25 protein-coding genes are annotated in these 22,011 nt (G+C 65.7%); 17 read left to right on the forward strand and 8 right to left on the reverse strand.

What is annotated here, in order from left to right:
* Positions 1–27: 27 nt before the first annotated feature.
* Entirely contained in the window at positions 28–345 is a 318-nt protein-coding gene (locus B9N72_RS09255; protein WP_008954927.1) for a DUF190 domain-containing protein, read from the forward strand.
* A gap of 287 nt (positions 346–632) precedes the next feature.
* Here B9N72_RS09255 and fusA read toward each other — a convergent pair whose 3' ends face one another.
* Complete coding sequence (gene fusA / locus B9N72_RS09260) at positions 633–2,756, reverse strand: elongation factor G (protein WP_085276121.1); 2,124 nt, start codon at positions 2,754–2,756, stop codon at positions 633–635.
* A gap of 212 nt (positions 2,757–2,968) precedes the next feature.
* Here fusA and B9N72_RS09265 point away from each other — a divergent pair, with 212 nt between their 5' ends.
* From B9N72_RS09265 to greB, 14 genes are all read left to right on the forward strand, one after another.
* Entirely contained in the window at positions 2,969–3,382 is a 414-nt protein-coding gene (locus B9N72_RS09265) for a hypothetical protein (RefSeq protein WP_085276122.1), read from the forward strand.
* Positions 3,383–3,597: 215 nt separating this feature from the next.
* The gene (locus tag B9N72_RS09270) at positions 3,598–4,605 is read left to right on the forward strand and encodes an asparaginase (RefSeq protein ID WP_085276123.1); all 1,008 of its coding nucleotides are present in this window, start codon (positions 3,598–3,600) and stop codon (positions 4,603–4,605) included.
* Positions 4,606–5,116: 511 nt separating this feature from the next.
* Entirely contained in the window at positions 5,117–5,671 is a 555-nt protein-coding gene (locus tag B9N72_RS09275) for an AAA family ATPase (RefSeq protein WP_085276124.1), read from the forward strand.
* Between the two features lie 200 nt (positions 5,672–5,871).
* The gene (locus B9N72_RS09280; RefSeq protein ID WP_085276125.1) at positions 5,872–6,093 is read left to right on the forward strand and encodes an RNA-binding S4 domain-containing protein; all 222 of its coding nucleotides are present in this window, start codon (positions 5,872–5,874) and stop codon (positions 6,091–6,093) included.
* Complete coding sequence (locus tag B9N72_RS09285; protein ID WP_085276126.1) at positions 6,086–6,283, forward strand: oxidoreductase-like domain-containing protein; 198 nt, start codon at positions 6,086–6,088, stop codon at positions 6,281–6,283. The genes B9N72_RS09280 and B9N72_RS09285 overlap by 8 nt, the downstream gene beginning before the upstream one ends.
* Before the next feature lies 1 nt (position 6,284).
* Entirely contained in the window at positions 6,285–7,139 is an 855-nt protein-coding gene (locus B9N72_RS09290; protein ID WP_085276127.1) for a 3',5'-nucleoside bisphosphate phosphatase, read from the forward strand.
* A gap of 22 nt (positions 7,140–7,161) precedes the next feature.
* The gene (locus B9N72_RS09295) at positions 7,162–7,782 is read left to right on the forward strand and encodes an L-threonylcarbamoyladenylate synthase (protein WP_085276128.1); all 621 of its coding nucleotides are present in this window, start codon (positions 7,162–7,164) and stop codon (positions 7,780–7,782) included.
* A gap of 223 nt (positions 7,783–8,005) precedes the next feature.
* Entirely contained in the window at positions 8,006–8,644 is a 639-nt protein-coding gene (locus B9N72_RS09300) for a site-2 protease family protein (protein WP_085276129.1), read from the forward strand.
* A gap of 444 nt (positions 8,645–9,088) precedes the next feature.
* A complete protein-coding gene (locus B9N72_RS09305) occupies positions 9,089–10,285 on the forward strand; it encodes a tryptophan--tRNA ligase (RefSeq protein WP_085276130.1) in 1,197 nt (398 codons plus the stop codon).
* A gap of 65 nt (positions 10,286–10,350) precedes the next feature.
* A complete protein-coding gene (locus tag B9N72_RS09310) occupies positions 10,351–11,277 on the forward strand; it encodes a restriction endonuclease (protein WP_085276131.1) in 927 nt (308 codons plus the stop codon).
* A complete protein-coding gene (locus tag B9N72_RS09315) occupies positions 11,274–12,089 on the forward strand; it encodes a segregation and condensation protein A (protein ID WP_085276132.1) in 816 nt (271 codons plus the stop codon). The genes B9N72_RS09310 and B9N72_RS09315 overlap by 4 nt, the downstream gene beginning before the upstream one ends.
* Positions 12,090–12,362: 273 nt before the next feature.
* Positions 12,363–12,986 carry an SMC-Scp complex subunit ScpB gene (scpB, locus tag B9N72_RS09320; RefSeq protein ID WP_085276133.1) on the forward strand — a complete coding sequence of 208 codons (624 nt, stop codon included), beginning with the start codon at positions 12,363–12,365 and terminating at the stop codon, positions 12,984–12,986.
* 458 nt (positions 12,987–13,444) lie between these two features.
* Positions 13,445–14,401: a 23S rRNA pseudouridine(2605) synthase RluB gene (gene rluB, locus B9N72_RS09325; protein ID WP_234985938.1), complete on the forward strand. Its 957-nt coding sequence runs from the start codon at positions 13,445–13,447 to the stop codon at positions 14,399–14,401.
* A 243-nt stretch (positions 14,402–14,644) separates the two neighbouring features.
* Entirely contained in the window at positions 14,645–15,202 is a 558-nt protein-coding gene (gene greB, locus B9N72_RS09330) for a transcription elongation factor GreB (RefSeq protein WP_085276135.1), read from the forward strand.
* Between the two features lie 70 nt (positions 15,203–15,272).
* Here greB and B9N72_RS09335 read toward each other — a convergent pair whose 3' ends face one another.
* The 3 genes from B9N72_RS09335 to B9N72_RS09345 all read right to left on the reverse strand — a co-directional run bounded on the left by B9N72_RS09335 (position 15,273) and on the right by B9N72_RS09345 (position 17,413).
* Complete coding sequence (locus B9N72_RS09335) at positions 15,273–16,412, reverse strand: cation diffusion facilitator family transporter (RefSeq protein ID WP_085276136.1); 1,140 nt, start codon at positions 16,410–16,412, stop codon at positions 15,273–15,275.
* A gap of 101 nt (positions 16,413–16,513) precedes the next feature.
* Positions 16,514–17,002: a diheme cytochrome c gene (locus tag B9N72_RS09340; protein WP_085276137.1), complete on the reverse strand. Its 489-nt coding sequence runs from the start codon at positions 17,000–17,002 to the stop codon at positions 16,514–16,516.
* Between the two features lie 9 nt (positions 17,003–17,011).
* Entirely contained in the window at positions 17,012–17,413 is a 402-nt protein-coding gene (locus B9N72_RS09345) for a DUF1924 domain-containing protein (protein WP_234985932.1), read from the reverse strand.
* A gap of 142 nt (positions 17,414–17,555) precedes the next feature.
* Here B9N72_RS09345 and B9N72_RS09350 point away from each other — a divergent pair, with 142 nt between their 5' ends.
* A complete protein-coding gene (locus tag B9N72_RS09350; RefSeq protein ID WP_085276138.1) occupies positions 17,556–18,077 on the forward strand; it encodes a cytochrome b/b6 domain-containing protein in 522 nt (173 codons plus the stop codon).
* A gap of 100 nt (positions 18,078–18,177) precedes the next feature.
* Here B9N72_RS09350 and B9N72_RS09355 read toward each other — a convergent pair whose 3' ends face one another.
* Entirely contained in the window at positions 18,178–18,615 is a 438-nt protein-coding gene (locus B9N72_RS09355) for a MarR family winged helix-turn-helix transcriptional regulator (RefSeq protein ID WP_085276139.1), read from the reverse strand.
* Positions 18,616–18,692: 77 nt separating this feature from the next.
* Between B9N72_RS09355 and B9N72_RS09360 the strand changes: the two genes are divergently transcribed.
* Positions 18,693–19,841: an aminotransferase-like domain-containing protein gene (locus B9N72_RS09360; protein WP_085276140.1), complete on the forward strand. Its 1,149-nt coding sequence runs from the start codon at positions 18,693–18,695 to the stop codon at positions 19,839–19,841.
* A 122-nt stretch (positions 19,842–19,963) separates the two neighbouring features.
* Here the strand turns inward: B9N72_RS09360 and B9N72_RS09365 are convergent, their stop codons facing one another.
* From B9N72_RS09365 to minD, 3 genes are read right to left on the reverse strand one after another with little or no spacing between them, the layout of a single operon-like run.
* Complete coding sequence (locus tag B9N72_RS09365; protein ID WP_085276141.1) at positions 19,964–20,902, reverse strand: hydrogen peroxide-inducible genes activator; 939 nt, start codon at positions 20,900–20,902, stop codon at positions 19,964–19,966.
* 3 nt (positions 20,903–20,905) lie between these two features.
* A complete protein-coding gene (gene minE, locus B9N72_RS09370; protein ID WP_008954950.1) occupies positions 20,906–21,169 on the reverse strand; it encodes a cell division topological specificity factor MinE in 264 nt (87 codons plus the stop codon).
* 3 nt (positions 21,170–21,172) lie between these two features.
* Positions 21,173–22,000: a septum site-determining protein MinD gene (gene minD / locus B9N72_RS09375; protein WP_327078289.1), complete on the reverse strand. Its 828-nt coding sequence runs from the start codon at positions 21,998–22,000 to the stop codon at positions 21,173–21,175.
* Positions 22,001–22,011: the final 11 nt, after the last annotated feature.

The raw sequence follows: 22,011 nt of genomic DNA on the forward strand, positions 1-22,011 counted from the left end.
ATCGGCCATAGCAAAGGAGAAACGGTGATGATCGGCTACCAGTTGTCATTCTTTACCGTACAAGACCGTCTGCATGGCCGCCGCGCTCTGGCGCAGTGGCTGCTCGACGAGGCCCGTCACCTCGGCATCCGGGGCGCCACCCTGCTGTCCGCGGCGGAGGGTTTCGGCCACGCCCGGCGGCTGCACTCGTCGCGTTTCTTCGAATTGGCCGACCAGCCGCTGGAGATCACCATGGCGGTGACGGCGGAAGAGGCCGACTGTTTCTTTGCCCGGCTGCGGGAAGAAAACCTGCGCATCTTCTACATCAAGACCCCGATCGAGTTCGGCGTGACCGGCGAGGAGTGAGGCTGCGCCGGCGGCCTTTCAGAGCCTGTTCAGGGTCTTTTTTCGACTGCGCTTGCCCGGCAAATGGCCAGCTGCTAGGCGGACGGCGCAGGCCTTAGTCATTCTCAGGTCAAGCCGTCCAACACCGCAAATGGCCGTTTACCGGGCCAGCCCTTCGGGGCCGGGTACTGCCGGCGCATCGCGTTGTCGTTCGCCCCTGGCAGTGAATGACACTGCGGCGGGACTCTCTTCTCGCGCTGCATCCGGCAGTACTCGGCCGCAGCCGCAAAAAGACCTTGAACAGGCTCTCAGCCGCGTCCCGGCAGTGTCCGCCCCATGCCGCTCACCAGCGCCTGCTGCAGCGCTCCCGGCACCGGGGCGTAGTGGTGGAACTCCATGCTGTAGGTGGCGCGGCCCTGGGTCAGCGAGCGCAGCGCGGTGGAGTAGCCGAACATCTCCGCGAGCGGCACCTCGGCGCGGATGCTCTTGCCGCTGCCGCCGGGCAGGTCGTCCATGCCCTGGATCACGCCGCGCCGGCCGGTGAGGTCGCCCATGACGTCCCCCATTTTCTCCTCCGGGGTTTCCACGTCCACCGCCATCACCGGCTCCAGCAGCTCCGGCCCGGCCTGGCGCAGGCCATCGCGCAGGGCCTGGGCGGCGGCGATCTTGAAGGCGTTCTCGCTGGAATCGACGTCGTGGTAGGAGCCGAACACCAACGACGCCTTGACGTCGACCACCGGGTAGCCGGCCAGCACGCCGTTGGCCAGCGCCTCGACGATGCCTTTCTGCACCGCCGGGATGAACTCGCGCGGGATCGCCCCGCCCTTGATGGCGTCGACGAACTCGAAGCCGGCACCGCGCAGACGCGGCTCCAGCTTTAGCACCACGTGGCCGTACTGGCCGTGGCCGCCGGACTGGCGGATGAACTTGCCCTCGACCTCGGGGCTGGCGCGGGCGATGGTCTCGCGATACGCCACCTGCGGCTGGCCGACGCTGGCGCTGACGCCGAACTCGCGGCGCAGACGGTCGACCAGGATTTCCAGGTGCAGTTCGCCCATGCCGGAGATGATGGTCTGGCCCGATTCCTCGTCGCTGTAGACGTGGAACGAGGGGTCTTCCTGCGCCAGCCGTTGCAGCGCCAGCGCCATCTTTTCCTGGTCGGCCTTGGTCTTGGGCTCCACCGCCTGGGCGATGACCGGTTCGGGAAACACGATGCGCTCCAGCGCGACGATGGCGTCCGGGCTCGACAGCGTGTCACCGGTGGTGACTTCCTTGAGCCCGACCGCGGCGACGATGTCGCCGGCCATCACCTCCTTCACCTCCTCGCGGTGGTTGGCGTGCATCTGCAGCAGCCGGCCGATGCGTTCCTTCTTGTCGCGCGCCAGGTTGTAGACGCTGTCGCCGGAGTTCAGCTGGCCGGAGTAGACGCGCAGGAAGGTGAGCTGGCCGACGTAGGGGTCGGTCATGATCTTGAAGGCCAGCGCGGCGAACGGCTCGTCGTCGCGGGCGTGGCGCGTCACCGGCTGGTCCCTGGCGTCGACGCCGCTCACCGGCGGAATGTCGAGGGGGGAGGGCAGGTAGTCGATCACGGCGTCGAGCAGTGCCTGCACCCCGCGGTTTTTGAACGCGGAGCCGCACAAGAGCGGCACGATCTCGCCGCGGATGGTGAGCTGGCGCAGCCCCTGGCGGATCTCGTCTTCGGCCAACGTGCCGCGGTCGAGGTAGCGGTTGGTGAGCTCCTCGCTGGCTTCGGCGGCGGCCTCGATCATCTTGTCGCGCCAGCTCTCGGCCTCGGCGCGCAGCTCCGGCGGAATCTCGCGCTCGTCGAACTTCACCCCCTGGGTGGCGTCGTCCCAGACGATGAGGCGCATCTTCACCAGGTCGATCACGCCGTGGAAGGCGTCCTCGCTGCCGAACGGCAGCTGGATCGCCACGGCGCGCCCGTTCAGGCGCTCGCGGATCTGGCGCTGCACGCGGAAGAAGTCGGCGCCGACGCGGTCCATCTTGTTGACGAAGGCCAGGCGCGGCACGTGGTACTTGTTGGCCTGGCGCCATACCGTCTCGGATTGCGGCTGCACCCCGCCCACCGCGTCGTACAGCATCACCACACCGTCCAGCACGCGCAGCGAGCGTTCCACCTCGATGGTGAAGTCGACGTGGCCCGGGGTGTCGATGATGTTGATGCGGTGCTGCGGGTACTGCCCGGCCATCCCCTTCCAGAAACAGGTGGTGGCGGCCGAGGTGATGGTGATGCCGCGCTCCTGTTCCTGCTCCATCCAGTCCATCACCGCCGCGCCTTCGTGCACCTCGCCCATCTTGTGGCTGACCCCGGTGTAGAACAGGACGCGCTCGGTGGTGGTGGTCTTGCCGGCATCGATGTGGGCGCTGATGCCGATGTTGCGATAGCGTTCGATAGGCGTTTGCCGGGACATGGTGCTTTCCTCGTTGGGTGCCAGAGTCGCGCGTGGCGCGGACGGATGGCGCACCAGGGGAACCATGCCACCGCCGCGGGCGACTAAACGGTTCGAAGGTGCGTTGTGGTGACCGATGCGGTCTTGCCGCCGGACGCGCTTGTATTGAGTGTAGTTTCCCTGTCCGGGGCTGGCGGGCCGTTTGTGTTCAACTGCCATAGGAGAAACAAATCATGACGAACAGGCAGAAAAGCGTACTGGCGGTGGTGATGGTGGCCTGGCTGGGGAGCGCTCCGGCCTGGGCCGACACGACGGCCCTGCCCAAGGTGCAGACCCAGGGCGAGGCGAGCTTCGTCAGCGGCGGCATCGGCGACGACGAGCTGGCGGCGATGCACGAGGCGCGCCGCGACTACAACCTGCAGCTGCTGTTTGCCGCCAAGGGCAGCGGCGAGTATCTGTCGTCGGTCGCGGTGCTGGTCAAGAACGCCCACGGCGACACCGTGCTCGACACCGTCGCGGACGGGCCGCTGCTCTATGCCAAGCTGCCCCGTGGCCAGTATCAGGTCAGCGTCCGCTACCAGGAGCAGGCGCAGAGCCGCAAGGTACGGCTGGGTGGCGGCGCCACCAGCCTGTCGTTCTACTGGTAGCGTCGTGGGCGTGAAGCGGGGGGAGGCCTTGCCGTGCTCTGACGGACACCGCCTCCTTCCTGTTTCCGGGGCCTCCTAGGCCCGCCGGGGCTCGTCTGACGCACGGCGCGGCCCCGGGGGTGCCTTTTCATTGTCGACTGTATATCATGGCCGTCTTCTTTTTCACGACCCGCGCGGCCCGTCGTCGCGGCCGCGCGCGCCTCAGGAGACGCGCAATGACTCGACGCCTGCTCGTGCTGTATACCGGCGGCACCATCGGCATGGACCACACCCCGGACGGCCTGGCGCCGGTGCCCGGCCTGCTGCCGCGGCTGCTGGAACGTTTCCACAGCGCCGAGCTCGCCTTCGACGTGGTGGAATACCCCGAACTGATCGATTCGTCGGCGATCACGCCGGCGCACTGGAACCGCATCATCGGCGACATCGCCGGCCGTTACGACGCCTACGACGGCTTCGTGGTGATCCATGGCACCGACACCATGGCCTACACCGCCTCGGTGCTGGCCTTCGCGTTGCCGGGGCTGGGCAAGCCGGTGGTGGTGACCGGCTCGCAGCTGCCGCTGGTGCACCCGCGTTCGGACGGCTGGAGCAACCTGGCCGACGCGCTGGAAGCCGCCTGCCAGCCCGACCTGTGCGAAGTGACCATCGCCTTCGACCGCCTGCTGCTGCGTGGCTGTCGCGCGCGCAAGCTCGACGCCGCCAGCTTTGCCGGGTTCGACTCCCCCAACGCGCCGCCGCTGGCGCGCTTCGGCATCAAGGCCGACTGGCAGCGCCAGCACTGGCGGCCGCAGCAGGGCGCATTCACGCCGCTCACGCTGCGCGAAGACGTCCGCGTGGCGGCGTTGTTCCTGACCCCCGGCGCCGGAACCGCCTTGATCGGGCAAACGTTGGCCGAAGCCCGGCTCGATGGCGCGGTGCTGATGAGCTACGGTAACGGCAACGCCCCGGCCGATGCCGCGCTGCTCGCCGGCGTGGCCCAGGCCTCGGCGGAGGGGACGGTGGTCGTCAACATCAGCCAGGTGGTGCACGGCGCGGTCGAAGTGGGGGCCTACGCCGCCAGCCAGCCGCTGGCACGTGCCGGGGCGCTGGCCGGGGCCGACCTGACGCCGGAAGCCGCCGTCGCCAAGCTGACCGTGTTGTGCTCGCAGGCGCTGACGCCGGAACAACGGCGTGCGGCGATGCAGTGCGTGCTGGCGGGCGAGATGAGCGTACAGCCGGGCTGACGCCGCAGGAGGCTGCGGGAAAAGGCGCGGAAGTCCGCGCCTTGGGCGGCTGACACAGTCCCTGTCGGGGTTCTACCGGACCCGGCAAAGCCGGGCCGCTCCGGATCGGTTAGGGAATCCGCCGCCTTCCTGGTTACACGGCAAACCCCTTCCGCTTTGCAAAAGGGGTTTGCCAATCGTCTCAGGCGCGGAAGTCCGCGCCTTTTTCGTGGGGCGAGAGCGCCGTATCGGGCCGTGGGTGAGTGGCTGCGGGCGCCGACCGGCCGCCAGGGCGTCGTGGCAACGCCTGCGACAGGGGATCGGGCCCTGTGCCGGCGGGGCTCGTCGGGGCCTTCTGCCGCCCCTGCGCCGGCAGGATTGATTAAAAAATGATCAGCCGGGGCAAAAGCGTTCCCCGTCATGGGCTTAGCCTGCTTGTCCACAGCTCGCCCACAGCGCTGTCCCCGCAGCCTGTGAGAATTTCCGGATTATCCCCAAGCCGCCGTATAATGGCCATTTAGCCCACTCTATTATGACGGCATACCCTCCGCCTCCCTTGCGTCTGGCCATCGTCGGCCCCGAGTCCTGCGGCAAGAGCACGCTGGCGCAGGCGCTGACGGCGAGCCTGAACGCGGCCGGGGTAGCGGCATGCTGGGTGGAGGAATACGCCCGCGACTATTACGCTGAGCGCGTTTACGCGCCGACGCCGGACGACGTGCTGGCCATCGCGCGTGGCCAGCTGGCGCGCGAGGCCGAAGCGGCACGCCACGCCGAGGTGCTGGTATGCGACAGCACGGTGCTGACCTGCGTGATCTGGGCCGAGGTGGCGTTTGGCCGCGCTGCACCCGAACTCGCGGTGCTCAACCGCCCCCGGGATTACGCGCTGACGCTGCTGGCCTGCCCGGACCTGCCGTGGCACCCCGATCCGCTACGCAGTCACCCGGATCAGCGCGACTGGCTCTATGGCCTGTATCGTGCGGCGCTGGATAAGGCCGGGGTGGCGCCGGTGTCGATTCGCGGGCTGGGGACGGCCCGGCTCGCGGCGGCGTTGACGGCGATTCGTCAGGCGGGATTGCTTAAAATTTAAGCGGATCGAAAAATGCCCTTGCCGGCCAGCAGCTTAGCGAAGCTATCCACAGTTCGCTCACAAGGCTGTCCCGGACGGTCGTGGATAGAGTTGGAAACTTGATTAAAAAATGGGCAGTCAAAAAAAGGGCTGTCCGATGAAGGGCTTGCGTCAACTATCCACAGCTGGCTCACAGCCCTGTCCCTATCGAATGTGAAAAAATGAACGAAACCTTCCAATTGCGTAGTGAATACATCGCCCTGTGCGATCTGCTCAAGGCCTGTGCCGTGGCCCATAGCGGCGGCGCGGCCAAGCACATGATCGCCGAGGGGCTGGTGTCGGTGGACGGCCAGGTCGAGCTGCGCAAGACCTGCAAGATCCGCCCCGGCCAGGTCGTCAGCGGCGACGGCTTCACGCTGTGCGTGGAGAGCGCCAATGATTGACGACGACGTGTTCGACCCGATGCCGGAGGCGCCGATCGAACCGACCGACGACATGTGCTGCGGCAGCGGCTGCGAGCCGTGCGTATGGGACACCTACACCGCCGAGCTGAACGACTACCGTCGCAAACTGGCCGAATGGCAGGCGCGCGAAGCGGCGCGCCAGGCGGCAGCTCCGCAGGACGGGGCCTGACATGGCGACCGTCGACCTGCATTTCCACTCGTTGTTCTCCGACGGCGCGCTGTCGCCGGCCGAGGTGATCCGCCGCGGTGCCGAGCGCGGCGCCACGCTGCTGGCGCTGACCGACCACGACTGCACCGCCGGCCTCGCCGAAGCGGCGGCCACGGCGCGCGAGTGCGGTGTGGCTTTCCTCAACGGCGTGGAAATCTCGGTCAGCTGGGGCAAGCACACCGTGCATATCGTCGGTCTCGGCATCGACCCGGACCACGACGCCCTGGCTGCCGGGCTGCAGGGCATCCGCGACGGGCGCATCAACCGTGCCCGCGCCATGGCCGAGTCGCTGGCCCGGGTCGGCATCGAGGGCGCCTTCGAGGGGGCCTCGGCGTTGTGCGACAACCTGGAGATGATCGGCCGCACCCACGTGGCGCGCTACCTGGTCAGCAGCGGCCACGTCAAGGACGTGCGCAGCGTGTTCCGCAAGTACCTGACCCCGGGCAAGCCGGGCTACGTGCCGCACGAGTGGGCGAGCCTGGCCGATGCCGTGGGCTGGATCTGCAGCGCGGGCGGCATCGCGGTGATCGCCCACCCCGGCCGCTACGACATGGGGCGCACCCTGACCGAGCGGCTGATCTTCGATTTCAAGGATGCCGGCGGCGAAGCGATCGAGGTCGCCAGCGGCAGCCACAGCCTGGACGATTTGCACAAGTACGCCCTGATCGCCCAGCGCTACGACCTCCTGGCGAGTGCCGGCAGCGATTTCCACGCCCCCGGCGAGGGCGGCCGCGACGTCGGCCGCACCGACGATCTGCCGCCGATCTGCCGGCCGGTGTGGCAACGCCTGCTGGAAAACGGCCGCGTACTCGCCTGAACCCGACCCAACCGGAAACCTCATGGCCCAGTTCTTCGTGATCCACCCCGACACCCCGCAAGCCCGCCTGATCCGTGAGGCGGTGAAGATCCTGCGTGAGGGCGGGGTGATCGTCTACCCGACCGATTCCTGTTACGCACTTGGCTGCCTGTTGGGCGACAAGGCGGCGATGGAGCGCATCCTCGATATCCGCCAGCTCGACCTCAAGCACCATCTGACGCTGGTGTGTGCCGACCTGTCCGAGCTGGCCAACTACGCCCGCGTCGACAACAGCCAGTTCCGCCAGCTCAAGGCCGCCACGCCGGGCAGCTACACCTTCATCCTGCAGGCCACCAAGGAAGTGCCGCGCCGCACGTTGCACCCCAAGCGCGCCACCATCGGCCTCCGGGTGCCGGAGCATCCGGTGGCGCTGGCGCTGCTGGCCGAGCTGGGCGAGCCCATCCTGTCCTGTACCCTGTCCTTGCCGGGCGAGGGCGAGGCACTCACCGACCCCTACGAGATCCGCGAGCGCCTGGAGCGTCAGGTCGACCTGGTGATCGACGGCGGCTGGTGCGGCACCGAGCCGACCACCGTGATCGATCTGACCGAGGGCGTCGAGCTGGTGCGCCGCGGCAAGGGCGACCCGGCGCTGTTCGGCTTCTGAGCGCGGGTGGATAAACCCGCCATGCGCTCCGATCCCGGCCCGGCGAGGCGCGCCGTACCCATGGCGTGGCACGGCGGCGCGGCGTTGACCGGTCCGGCGGCGGCGGCGACGATTTTTTTCACGAACGCCAACGCTTCGGCCAACCCGGCAGCCGGAACGAAAGGGTTGGCCGCTACTCTCACTCATCAATCCCTCTGCGCGAGAAGGACCCCGCTTTAACACCATGGATTCCTACAACCTCATCCAGAAAATCGCCATCTACGCCCTGCCGGTGCTGCTGGCCATCACCCTGCACGAAGCGGCGCACGCCTACATGGCGCGGCGCTTCGGCGACAACACCGCCTACATGATGGGGCGCATGACGCTCAATCCCTTGAAGCACATCGACCCGGTCGGTACGGTACTGCTGCCGCTTTTAGGCCTGGTCATCGGGGGCGTGCTGTTCGGCTGGGCCAAGCCGGTGCCGGTCAACTTCGGTGCGCTGAAGAACCGCCGCGTCGGCACGCGCTGGGTGGCGGCGGCAGGTCCGCTGGCCAATCTGGGCATGGCGCTGATGTGGGCGCTGTTGTTCAAGCTCGCGCTGAACGTCGACGGCTATTTCAGCGAGCCCCTGGCGCTGATGAGCCAGGTCGGCATCCAGATCAACATCGTGCTGATGGTGCTCAACCTGCTGCCGATCCTGCCGCTCGACGGCGGGCGCATCTTCGAGAGCCTGTTGCCGCCCGGCATGGCGTGGAAGTACGCGCGCCTGGAACCCTACGGCCTGTGGATCCTGCTGGCGCTGGTGTTCTCCGGCCTGCTGTCGCCTATCCTGCGGCCCTTCATCAACCTGATGTACTCGCTGCTGGGCGTGTTGCTGTAAGAACCTGTTCATGGTCTTGCTGCGCGTACCTGATCGGGGCTCATGCGCTGCTCTGCGCGTGCAAATCTATCGCTGAGCCAATCCGAAGATTGGCACGCAGAGATTCTGCTCAGCGATCGGAAATCTCCATGTACTCCATGTCCACTCCGGTTTCTGTGCTGCTCTTCGCCCCGCTGAGGTCTGCTCGCGACAGACCTTGAACAGGTTCTAAGTTCCGCCGGCCGGTCAGTGCCGGCGCACCGTTTCTCCCGTCATCCCGAGCCCGTTTTTCCCCTCGCGAGCGCCCGCCGGGGAGCCGGTGCGCCCGGGTAATGCTTTCTGGAATGCGGCTTTGCTGGCAAAATCACGGCGAAGCGGCCGCGTCTGGCAGACCTTGCGGCCCATACCGACTCCCCGGGCAGCATCACGATGCTCCCCCCAACCCTGACATCTGGAATGACGACCATGTTCGCAGACCGCGTTCTCTCCGGCATGCGCCCCACCGGCAAGCTGCACCTCGGCCACTACCACGGCGTGATCAAGAACTGGACCTCGCTGCAGAACGAGCACGAGTGCCTGTTCATGGTGGCCGACTGGCATGCGCTGACCACCAATTACGACGAAGTCGGCATCATCGAGAAGAGCATCTGGGACATGGTGATCGACTGGCTCGCCGCCGGCGTCGACCCGGAGAAGGCCACCATCTTCATCCAGTCCAAGGTGCCGCAGCACGCCGAACTGCACCTGGCGCTGTCCATGGTCACCCCGCTGGGCTGGCTCGAGCGCGTGCCGACCTACAAGGACCAGATCGACAAGCTGAGCCACAAGGATCTGACCACCTATGGCTTCCTCGGCTACCCGCTGCTGCAGGCCGCCGACATCCTGATCTACAAGGCCGGCCGCGTGCCAGTGGGCGAAGACCAGGTGCCGCACATCGAGCTGACGCGCGAAGTGGCGCGCCGCTTCAACCACCTCTATGGCCGCGAGCCCAACTTCGAGGAACTGGCCAAGGCCGCCGTGAAGAAGATGGGCAAGGCCGGCAAGGAATTCGATCAGCTGCGCGTGCGCTACCTGCAGGACGGCGACGGCGAGGCGCTGCTCAAGGCGCGCGAGCTGCTCGGCGCCAGCCAGAACCTCGGCGCCATCGACGGCGAGCGTCTGCTGGGCTACCTCGAGAACAAGGGCAAGATCATCCTGCCGGAAGCGGAAGCGCTGCTGACCGAAGCCTCCAAGATGCCGGGGCTCGACGGCCAGAAAATGTCCAAGTCCTACGGCAACACCATCACCATGCGCGAAGAGCCGGCCGCGGTCAGCAAGAAGATCCGCGCCATGCCGACCGACCCGGCACGCGTGCGCCGCACCGACGCGGGCGACCCGGCCAAGTGCCCGGTGTGGCAGCTGCACCAGGTCTACACCGACAGCGCCACGCGCGAGTGGGTGCAGGCCGGCTGTACCAGCGCCGGCATCGGCTGCCTGGAGTGCAAACAGCCGGTGATCGAGGGCGTGCTGAAAGAGCAGCAGCCGATGTTCGAGCGCGCCCAGCAGTACCTCGACAACCCGCAGCTGGTGAAGGACATCGTCGCCGATGGCTGCGCCCGCGCCGGCAAGATCGCTCAGGACACCATGCGCGAGGTGAGGGAAGCGATGGGGCTGGGGTACTGAGCGGGTTGACTAAGGCTGGGCGGGATTTCTCCCGCCCTTTTTGCTTTTATGGATATGACAAGAAAATGGCTATTCCAGATTTTCAAACTATCATGTTGCCCCTGATGCAATTGGCTGAGAATCGACAGGAGTATGCGTTGAAATCAGCCGTTGAGCTTCTCGCTGAGAAATTTGGTTTATCTGGAGAGGAGCGCTCACAACTTTTGCCTAGTGGCCGTCAAACAACCTTTGCGAATCGGATTGCGTGGTCAAAAACGCATCTTACACAGGCCGGGTTGCTAGAGAGTACTCGACGGGGCCATTTCAAAATAACGCAGAGTGGTTTGGCACTTTTATCCGAGAACCCAGACGCGATCGGTATGAAGCTTCTTGAGCGCTATCCAACTTATCGTGATTTTCGGCAGCGTAGTTCGGTAGAGAAAAATGATTCTTCTGTTCAACCCGAAAAGGTTCATGTAGTTGAAGAAGAGCATAGAACTCCCGAAGAAATGCTGGCTGCTGCGTACAAGACTATTCGCCAGTCTTTGGTTGATGAACTATTGACGACGATTAAGCAGTGTTCCCCGCGCTTCTTCGAGCAGCTAGTTGTCGATTTGATTATTGCCATGGGCTATGGCGGCTCACATCAAGAGGCTGGTCAGGCTATTGGTAGGTCTGGCGATGGTGGAATTGATGGAATTATCAATGAAGATAAGCTCGGCCTGGATGTGATCTATCTTCAAGCCAAACGTTGGGAAGGTACTGTTGGTCGCCCAGAAATTCAAAAATTTGCAGGCGCTTTAGCTGGCCAGCGAGCGAGCAAGGGCATTTTCATTACTTCATCGAGTTTCTCGCGGGAAGCAGAGGAATTTGTCAGCCTCATACAAAGCAAGATAATTCTTGTTGATGGCAAGCGTTTGGCGGATTTGATGATTGAGCATAATGTAGGGGTGCATGTGCAGGAGATTTATCAAACTAAACGGATTGATTCAGACTATTTCTCTGAAGAATGAGTAACGAGTTTCTTCTTACCTCGCCTGAGCTTCCGTCCGGCGTCCCCATCGCCCACGTCTTCGGCCAGCCGGTGCTGGAGGTGCCGCAGGACCTGTTCATCCCGCCCGATGCGCTCCAGGTGATCCTGGAAAGCTTCGAGGGGCCGCTTGACCTGCTGCTCTACCTGATCCGCAAGCAGAACCTCAACGTGCTCGACATCCCGATGGCGCCGATCACCGCGCAGTACATGGCCTACATCGATGCCATGCGGCGCGAGCAGTTCGAGCTGGCGGCCGAGTACCTGCTGATGGCGGCGCTGCTGATCGAGATCAAATCGCGGCTGCTGCTGCCGCGTCCGCCCAAGGACGAGGAGGGCGAGCCGGACGATCCGCGCGCCGAGCTGGTGCGGCGGCTGCTGGAATATGAGCAGATGAAGCTCGCCGCGCTGGAACTCGACAAGATGCCGCAGGCCGACCGCGACTTCGCCTGGCTCGCGGTGCTGATCGAGCAAGTGGCCGAAGAGCGCCTGCCCGAGGTGTGTGCGGTCGACCTGCGCCAGGCCTGGCTTGCCATCCTGTCGCGCGCGCGGAACACGCGCCACCACAAGGTGGAGAAGGACGAGCTGTCGGTGCGCGCCCAGATGACCTGGATCCTGCGCTACCTGGAAGGGCGCGAGTACGTGGCGTTCGAGGAGTTGTTCGACCTCACCTTGGGCGTGCCGCACCTGGTGGTCAACTTCATCGCGGTGCTGGAGCTGGTCAAGGAAGGGCTGGTCAAGGTCAGCCAGGATGCGGCCTACCAGCCGATCTACGTGCGGCTGGCGCTGGTATAAAGCCCATCCCATCAGGCGGCTGCGTCTTGCATCTTGAGTGCTGGTGGACTGCGCGCGACTCTTCAAATAAGCGTCGCTCAGCGATGCGGAATCCTCATGTACTGCGTGACCATTCCGGTTCCTGTGCGCTGGCAGCCCTCCGCCGGCCTTGGCTCGCTCGCCGGCTGGAATGGGCTCGTAGCCGAAAGCATTGTCATAGCGGTTATCTTTTTGACAAAAAACCGTGTAAAATCCGCATCTTCCCGCGTTTTACCCTCTGGACTACACTGATTCATGTCCACCATTACCGACCTGAAGTACCTGAAGATCGTGCTCGAGACGGCGTTGTTGACGTCGGCCGAAGCGCTTTCGGTGTCGGCGCTGAAAAAGCTCTTCACCGAAGACGTCAAGGCGGCACTGATCAACGATCTCCTGGCGGAGATCCAGCAGGATTGGCGGGGACGCGGGATCGAGCTGGTCAAGCTCGCTTCCGGCTGGCGCTTCCGTGCCCGGGCCGAGTTCACGCCGTACCTGGCGCGGCTCACCCCGGAAAAGCCGCCGCGCTACTCGCGCGCGGTGATGGAAACGCTGGCCATCGTCGCCTACCGCCAGCCGGTGACGCGTGGCGACATCGAAGCCATCCGCGGCGTCTCGGTGTCCACCAGCGTGATGCAGACGCTGCTGGAACGTGGCTGGGTGGAAGTGATCGGGCACAAGGACGTGCCCGGCCGGCCGGGGCTCTACGCCACCACGCACAAGTTCCTCGATGATCTGGGACTGGTGTCGTTGCGCGATCTGCCGCCGCTGGCCGATCTCGGCACGCTGGTGTTGCCGGAAGTCCAGCCTGAAAGCGTCGGAGAAACCGACGCGGTGCCCCTCGACGACGAGGCGGACAACGTAATTGAACAGGAACGATGATGTCTAAAGGACAGCGTAATCACGCCCGCCAGCCGGTGGCGCGTGTCAAAGGCCGTGAAACCTCGCAACCGCGCCAGCCGGCGCCGGATCGTGGCGGTTTCGGCCAATCGAGAAGCGGCAAGCCGGGAGGCTCTTCGCTGATCAAAGCAGTCGGTGCTCCGGCATCCGGCAAGGCGCCCCAAGCCCGGGAGGGTCAGGGTCGCAGCAAACCGGGCTTCGGCCAACGTGACCGCACGCCGCCGGGCCAGGCGCCGTTCGGCCGTCGCGACGAGCGCGGCCAGCAGGGCTTCGGCCGCGACGAACGCCAGGAAGGCAAGCAAGGCTTCGGCCCGCGCGATCGCAACGCCGGTCGCGATGAGCGTCAGCCGTCCTTCGGCCGCGGTGGTCCGGGCCAGCAGGGTAAGCCGGGCTTCGGCCAGCGCGACCGTAACGCCGGCCGCGACGAGCGTCAGCCGGTCATGGGGCAGGGCAGCCAGGGCGAGCCGCGCCGCGATTTCCGCGACTGGAACGACGAGCGTCAGCCGACGTCCCGTCCGCAGGACAAGCGCGCGCCCAAGGTCGAGCGCGCCAAGAAGCTGCGCGTGCGCGATCCCAACCAGCAGATTCTCGACCGCGCCCAGCGTCTGCGCGACACCCGCGTCGACATGGAGCAGATCGAGCCGGTACGCCTGCAGAAGGCGCTGGCCGCGTCCGGCGTCGGCTCGCGCCGCGAGATGGAAGAGTGGATCGAGGCCGGGCTGATCCTGGTCAACGGCAAGAAGGCCACGCTGGGCGACCGCGTCGGCCCGCAGGACCGCGTCACCGCCAAGGGCAACCCGATCCGCCTGAAATGGCCGGACCGCCTGCCGCGCGTGATCCTCTATCACAAGCAGGAAGGCGAACTGGTCACCCGCGACGATCCGGAAGGCCGCGTCACCATCTTCGACCGCCTGCCGCAGGCCAAGAGCAGCCGCTGGGTGGCGGTGGGGCGCTTGGACGTCAATACCAGCGGCCTGTTGATCGTCACCACCAGCGGTGAACTGGCCAACCGCCTGATGCACCCGAGCTTCGAAGCCGAGCGCGAGTACGCGGTGCGCGTGCTGGGTCAGCTCGAGCCGGAGCAGATGAAGGAAATGACGCGCGGCGTCGAGCTGGAAGACGGTCCGGCGCATTTCCAGCGCATCGTCGAGCAGGGCGGCGAGGGGGTCAACCACTGGTACCGCGTGGTGATCAAGGAAGGCCGCAACCGCGAAGTGCGCCGCATGTTCGAACACTTCGACCTCACCGTGAGCCGCCTGATCCGCGTGCGCTTCGGCAACATCGGCCTGCCGGCCCGTCTCAAGCGCGGCCAGTTCTACGAGCTCAACTCGGCCGAAGTGGCGGCGGTGATGAAGTGGTCGGACCTGACGGTCACCGGCCGCGCCAAATCCCGCTGAGAGCGGGGGCATAAATCGGCTGCGCAACCCCATCCCGGCCCTGCGATGCTCGCCGTACCATTTGTACGGCTGTGCTTCTCTGACCGGCCTGGGGCTGCTCGTGACGATTTCTCCCTCCCGCTCCGATTTCGTCAATTAGTCCCTGCCGTGACTTGAAAGCCCGCCTCCAAGGCCCTATCGTTGGGTGTTGGAGGTTTTTTATTGCCTCCGTTGCGCCCATCGAATCAGGAAAGACCCCACGGCATGAGCAAGGCGTTTACCAAGGAAGACGACGGCGAGCACGATGACGATCTGCCGCCAGAGCAGCGTCTGCCGGCGGCGACCAAGAACTACCTGACGCCGCAAGGCTGGCAGCGGCTGAAGAACGAGCTGTACCACCTGGTGCACCGCGAGCGGCCGGAGATGGTCAACGTGGTGAACTGGGCCGCCAGCAACGGCGACCGCTCGGAGAACGGCGATTATCTCTACGGCAAGCGCCGCTTGCGCGAGATCGACCGGCGCATCCGCTTTCTCACCAAGCGGCTGGAAATCGCCGAAGTGGTGGACCCGGAAACGCGCGAGGCGACCGACCAGGTCTTCTTCAGCGCCACCGTGCTGATCCTGCGTGGCGATGGTTCGGAGCAACGGCTGCGTATCGTCGGCGTCGACGAAATCGATCTGCCGCGCGGCCACATCAGCTGGATTTCGCCCATCGCGCGCTGCCTGATCAAGGCGCGCGAAGGCGACGAGGTGGTGTTTCGCGGCCCGGACGGGGAGGAAACCATCGAGGTTCTGGAAGTGCGCTACGAGCGCATCGACTGAGCGCGGGCAGCCCCGTCCCACTGCTTCGGCCAACCTTGTCAGGTTGGCCGAAGCGCTTTTACGGCTCGGTTCAGGCGGCTGGACGCAGGTAGACGCGGGTGGCGACGATGTCCGCCTCCGCCGCCAGGGCCGCCTGCAAGGCTGGCAGGGCCGCGCTGTCGGCGGCCGGCAGCAGCAGCACGGCGTGGATGCCGTCCGGCGCGTAGTGCAATTGCAGTGTCTCGCTGTCGAGCAGCGGGCGCCCCAGGGCGCGGTTCAGGCGCGCTTCCAGCTCCGGGCGCATCGGCAGCTCATACCGTACCGGGGCGTGGCTCAGGTCGGAATCGACATGCACCGTGACGTTGAGCACCGGGTGCGCCGCCAGCACGCGCTGGCGCGCCAGCGCCGCGATCTGGTGCCCTTCCGAGACGCTGATGCTGGGCGGCACCACGATGTGCACGTCCACCAAGGCCAGGTCGCCCATGCGCCGCATGCGCATGTCGTGAACCTCCACCACCCCCGGCACGGCGGCGATCTCGGCGCGGATCGCCTGCTGCTCCTCGGCCGACACCGCGCGGTCGGTGAGATCGCCGAACGCCTGGCTGCTGAACTCCCAGCCGGTACGGCTGATCATGAAGCCCACCAGCGCCGCCGCCAGCGGGTCGAGGAAGGTCCAGCCCGCCATGTTGCCGATGATCCCCACCGCCACCACCAGCGACGAGGCGGCATCGGAGCGGGCGTGCCAGGCGTTGGCGATGAGCAGGCTGGAGCCGACGCGCTTGGCGATCGCCAGCATGTAACGGAACAGCAGTTCCTTGGCCAACAGGCTGCCCAGCGCCACGTACAGCGCCAGCGGCTTGACCTGCGGCAGGGCCTGGGGGTCGAGGAACTTGCTGGCGGCGTTCCACAGCATGCCGAGGCCCACCGCCAGCAGCAGCACGCCCAGCACCAGCGAGGCGGCGTTCTCGTAGCGGCGGTGGCCGTAGTGATGGTCCTCGTCCTCCGGCTTGGCGCTGTGGTGGTTGGCGAGCAGCACCACGAAATCCGCCAGCAGATCGGACAGCGAGTGCATGGCGTCGGCCACCAGCGCCGAGGAATGGGCGAACAGGCCGGCCACCAGTTGGGCCAGCGTCAGCAGCAGGTTGACACCCACGCTGACCCAGGTGCTGCGCTGGACGGCCTGGTTGCGGGCACCGGCATCGCCGGCTTCATGAGATTCCTGATAGTGCATGAGAGATAGCTAAACCCACGGGTATGTCGTTGGCAGGAGGATACCGCAAAAAAACAGCCATACGCTCCCCGGGCGCATGGCTGTCTGCGGCGAGCCCGGTTTCAGCGCGGAATGCGCACCTGATGCTCGTCGAAGTTGCCCTGTTCCGCACCGCGATGGCACGCCATGCAGTTGGCCGCGCTGCCCACCGATTGGCGCCGGAACACGTCCGCGCGCACCTCCTCGTGCCAGTCGGCAAAGCGCGCGGTGTCGGTGATGCGGGTGACGATGCGCTCGCCCGGCGCGGCCTTGGCCGGCCGGGTGTCGCGGTCGCTCGAGGCGTACAGCAGAAACTGGCGGATTTCCGCCTCGGTGCCCTTGTCGAGCGAGGCGTTGCTGCCGAAATGGTGCGACAGATTGTCCATCAGGGCATTCCACGAGCGGCCGGGCAGCAAGCCCGGCGGGTAGGCCATATGGCAGCTGCCGCACTCGGTTTTCCACGCCGCACTGACCTTGGCCGGCATGGCCAGACGGCGTCCTTCATGTTCTTCGGCGTGGCTGGTGCCGGCCAGCAGCAGGGAAGCGGCAATGAGGGAAGCGAGATAGCGCATGTTCGTCTCCTAGCGCAGGGTAGTCAGGAAGGTGAGGAAGTCGCCCTTTTCCAGTGGGGTGCAGGCGCGCGACAGCACGTCGTCGCAGTTGCGGCGGAACCATTTCTCCACCTTGGCCGGGTCGCGGAAGCGCTCCGGATTGACCGCGCTGGCCATCGGCCCGATCTTGCGGAAGCTCGGCGTCATGCCGCTGCGGCGCGGGTCGTCCGAGTGGCAGCTGGCGCAGCTGATCGCCTTGCCATCCTTGGTGTTGCGGCGGTAGTAGAGTTCCTTGCCGCGTTCGGCGGAAAAGCCGCTGAACCCTGGCGTGCTTCCGCGGCGTAGCCCTGCAGCAGTTCGGCGGGAGAAGAGGCGGCCTGGGCCAGGGGGGGCGAGGCTGGCGGCCAGCAACAGCAGGAAGAGACGGGACATGGGCAGACTCCGGCAAGCAGGAAGATGTCCCCAGCCTAGGAGCGGGGTATTAAGCCGTGCTTAAAACCCTGTCGATTCAATGGTTAATGTCGACTTAAGCGTCCCGCCTTAGCGTATCAGGGTCACATGGCGGAGAAGCATCATGAGTCCCTTCAATCGTTTGCGCTTGTTGCACTGGCTGGTCGCGGCCTTCTTCCTGTTCGGCTACCTGAGCGGCGACGACGGCGGTTTGCTGCACGTCTGGCTGGGGTACGGCCTGATTGCGGTACTGTTGCTGCGCTTGCTGGCCCACCTCGCTAAACTCCGTGGCTTCCCGCCGTTGCTGCCGAGCGCCGGCCAGTGGCAGGCGCGGGGTGTGCCGTTGCTGGGCAAGCTCTTGACGGTGCTGCTGCTGAGTGGTGCCGTGCTGACCGGGGGATCGGGCCTGATGATGGTCGACAACGCCCGGGTGCTGGGGCTGCCCGCCGTGGCAACGGCGGATGCCGCGATGGACGGTGCGGAGGGGACGGAGGGCGAGACGAGCGATAGCGCCAAAGAGGTGCACGAGGCTTCGGCCAACCTCACCCTGCTGCTGGCGGGGCTGCACGTCGCCTACCTGCTGTGTTATCGCCGCCACATGGTGCTGACGATGATCCGGGGGCAGGTGCGCCGCTCGCGTGCCTGACAAAGGCCATCGGTGCTGCGCCCTACGCGGCCGACCGTCAGGCCGGCTTGCCGCCTAGGGCGTAGCACCCGGCCGCTGCCGCCGCGCGACGCGGCGTGTGCTACTTGGCGTGACTCGCCAGGCGCAGGTTGACGTCGAGCCAGCCCTGGTGGGCATCCTTGCCGGCGCCGGCAAACGCCGCCAGCAGCAGCTTCGCCTGCTCGCGGTGCAGCGACTCCTCCAGCTTGCGCCCCTCGATCGTCAACGTCAGCTCCTTCACCCGCTTGTCGTGCTCCGCGGCACGCGCTTCTACCAGTCCCATCTCCATCAGCTGGCGCAGCGGGATGTTGATCGCCTGCTTGGTCACCCCCAGCGCCGCCAGCAGCGCCTTCACGCTCAGTCCCGGCGTGTGCGCCACGAAGAACAGGATGCGGTGGTGCACCCGCGCCAGGCCGCGGCGGGCCAGCATCTCGTCGGGTTTGGCGGTGAACGCCATGTAGGCGTGGAAGAAGGCCTCCATCGAGGCGCGCAGGTCGGAAGAAACGGGCGTGTCGGGCATGTTGACGAGGGCCTGGTGCAGGCGTAAATTGGGTCAAAAAAATTGACATTTATAAGTCCAGCCACTACGAGGGTAGCATGTTTTCAGAACGCATCGAACGACTCAGCGGCTCGCTGATCCGCGAAATCCTCGCCGCCGCCCAGCGCCCCGAGGTCATTTCCTTCGCCGGCGGCCTGCCGGCATCCACCTGCCTGCCGCCGCTGGACTTCCCCGACGTGCCGCCGGCGCTGGCCCAATACGGCACCAGCGAGGGCGAGCCGGAGCTGCGCGAACAGATTGCCAAGGACGTGGCGCGCATCGGCCTGAGCTGCGACGCATCGCAGGTGCTGGTGCTGTCCGGCTCGCAGCAGGCACTCGATCTCGCCGCCAAACTGTTCGTCGATCCGGGTACCCCGGTGATCACCGAAGGGCCGACCTACCTCGCCGCGCTGCAGGTGTTCCGCCTGTTCGGCGCCGCCTTCCACACCGTGGAGCAGCAGGACGGCCAGCTCCCTGCCGCCACGCTGCAGGCCGCCATCGCCGACAGCAAGGCCAAGCTCGCCTACCTGATCCCGACCTTCCAGAACCCGTCTGGTGCCTGCTATAGCGTCGAGACGCGCCAGGCGCTGGCGCGCGTGCTGGACGAGGCCCACCTGCCGGTGATCGAGGATGATCCCTACCGCGCGCTGTCCTATGACGGCGATGCGCCGGCCCCGCTGGTGACGCACCTGAAGAGTGCGCCGTGGATCTACTGCGGCTCGTTCTCCAAGACCCTGGCGCCGGGCCTGCGCATCGGCTACCTGATCGCGTCCAAGGAACTGATGCCGCATCTGCTCAAGCTGAAGCAGGCGGTCGATCTGCACTCCAACCGTCTGGGCCAGTGGTTCATCGCACAGTGGCTGAAGAGCGGCGATTACCCCGCCCACCTCAATCGTCTGCAGCAGAACTACAAGGTCGGCCGTGATGCGATGCAAGCCGCACTGGAGCGCCATTTCTCCGATCTGGCCGACTGGCAGGTGCCGCAAGGGGGCTTGTTCTTCTGGCTGACGTTGAAGAACAAGCGTGACACTCGCACCTTCCTCAAGCCGGCACTGGAACAGCACAACGTCGCCTTCATGCCGGGCGAGGCGTTCTACGCCGATCCGGACACCGGCATCGGCCACCTGCGGCTCAACTTCAGCCATGCCACCCCGGAACGCATCGAAGAGGGCATCGCGCGCCTAGCTGGGTTGATCCGCGCTGGCTGAGGCCAACTAGGCAAGTCAGGGCAGGGGAAGGGGGCAAGCCAGCGTCCTTCCTCGCCCCATGGAAAAGCAAAAAGCCTGACGGGTTATCCCAGTCAGGCTTTTTCGTCTCTGCGGGTCGTCGTTCAGGCCGGCTGCGCGTCTTCTTCCAGCATGGTGACGCCCGGCAGGCCGGAGCGGAACACCGCCTGCTGCAGCGTGGTGACCGCCTTGCGGCGGAAGTACTGCTTGCGCGTCACCAGCATCACGCGCCGCTGCGGTGCCGGCTGGCTGAACGGCACCACCGACAGCAAGGCATCGTCGGCCGGGCTGACCGAGGTCGCCGGCAGCACCGTCACCCCCATGCCGCTCGCCACCATGTGGCGGATGGTGTTGAGCGAACTGCCCTGCAGCGTGCTGGCCAGGCTGCCGGACTGGTGCTGGCGATTGGCGAGCTCGCTGCACGACTGCAGCACCTGGTCGCGGAAGCAGTTGCCCTGGTTGAGCAGCAGCACGCTTTCTTCGGCCAACTGGCTGGGGCGCACCACCGGCTGTTTCTCCCATGGATGCCCCTTCGGCGTGGCCACCACGAACGGTTCGTCGTAGAGCGGGTAGGCCACCGTGCCGGGCTCCTCGAACGGGTCGGCCACGATGATGGCGTCGACTTCGCCGCGCTTGAGCATCTCGGCCAGACGTGCCGTGTAGTTCTCCTCGAGAATCAGCGGCATGTCCGGCGCCAGGATGCGCAGCGCCGGGATCAGCTTGGGCAGCAGGTAAGGGCTGATGGTGAAGATCACCCCCAACTTGAGCGGCCCCACCAGCTCGTTCTGGTGTTCACCGGCCAGCCGCTTCACCGTCTCCGCCTCTTCCAGCACGCGCTGGGCCTGCTCGATCACGCGCTCGCCGATATCGGTCACCGCCACCTCGGGGCCGCCGCGTTCGAACAGGGTGATGCCCAGTTCGTCCTCCAGCTTCTTGATGGCGATCGACAGCGTCGGCTGGCTGACATAGCAGCTCTGGGCCGCGCGGCCGAAGTGGCGCTCGCGCGCCACCGCCACGATGTAACGCAGTTCGGTCAGCGTCATGGCTTAGCGTTCGTGCTCCGGCAACACGATGTTGACCTCCAGCACCTCGAAGTTGTCCTGGCGCTCGAGGTTGACCTTGATGTCGTCCAAGTTGACCGCCACGTAGCGCGAGATCACCTCCATCAGCTCGCGCTGTAGTGCCGGCAGGTAGTCCGGGGCACCGGCACGGCCGTTACGCTCGTGAGCCAGGATGATCTGCAGGCGCTCACGCGCCACCTCGGCCGATTTCTTGCGCTTGCTGCCGAACAAAATGTCCATCAGCGACATGGCTTAGCCTCCGAACAGTCGTTTGAGGAGCCCAACCTTCGGGACGTCGAGGAAACGCATCGGGCGGTCTTCCCCAAGGAAACGGGATACCACGTCGGCGTAGGCCTCGGAGGCATCGGTCCCCTTGAGGTGGATGGCCGGCGTACCCGAGTTGGAGGCCTGCAGCACCACCTGCGATTCCGGGATCACCCCCAGCAGCGATACGCGCAGGATTTCCTTGACGTCATCGACCGACAGCATCTCGCCCTTTTCCACGCGGCTTGGCGAATAGCGCGTGATCAGCAGGTGTTCCTTGACCGGTTCGCGGCCCTCGATGGCGCGACGCGACTTGGACGACAGGATGCCGAGGATGCGGTCGGAGTCTCGCACCGACGACACTTCCGGGTTGGTCACGATCAGTGCCTCGTCGGCGAAGTAGAGCGCCATCAGTGCGCCCTTCTCGATGCCGGCCGGCGAATCGCAGACGATGAAGTCGAAGTTCATCGTGGCCAGGTCGTTCAGCACCTTTTCCACGCCTTCTTCAGTCAGCGCATCCTTGTCGCGCGTCTGCGAGGCCGGCAGCACGTACAGGTTGTCGCAGTTCTTGTCCTTGATCAGCGCCTGGTTCAGCGTGGCCTCGTTGTTGACCACGTTGATCAGGTCGTACACCACGCGCCGCTCGCAGCCCATGATCAGGTCGAGGTTGCGCAGGCCCACGTCGAAATCGATGACCACGGTCTTGTGGCCGCGCAGGGCCAGCCCGGAAGCGAAGCTGGCGCTGGTGGTGGTCTTGCCGACGCCGCCCTTGCCGGATGTCACGACGATGATTTTTGCCACGATGATTCCCTTGATTAACCAGTGAT

It is taken from the genome of Pseudogulbenkiania subflava DSM 22618 (assembly GCF_900177275.1).
GTDB classification, from domain to species: Bacteria; Pseudomonadota; Gammaproteobacteria; order Burkholderiales; family Chromobacteriaceae; genus Pseudogulbenkiania; species Pseudogulbenkiania subflava.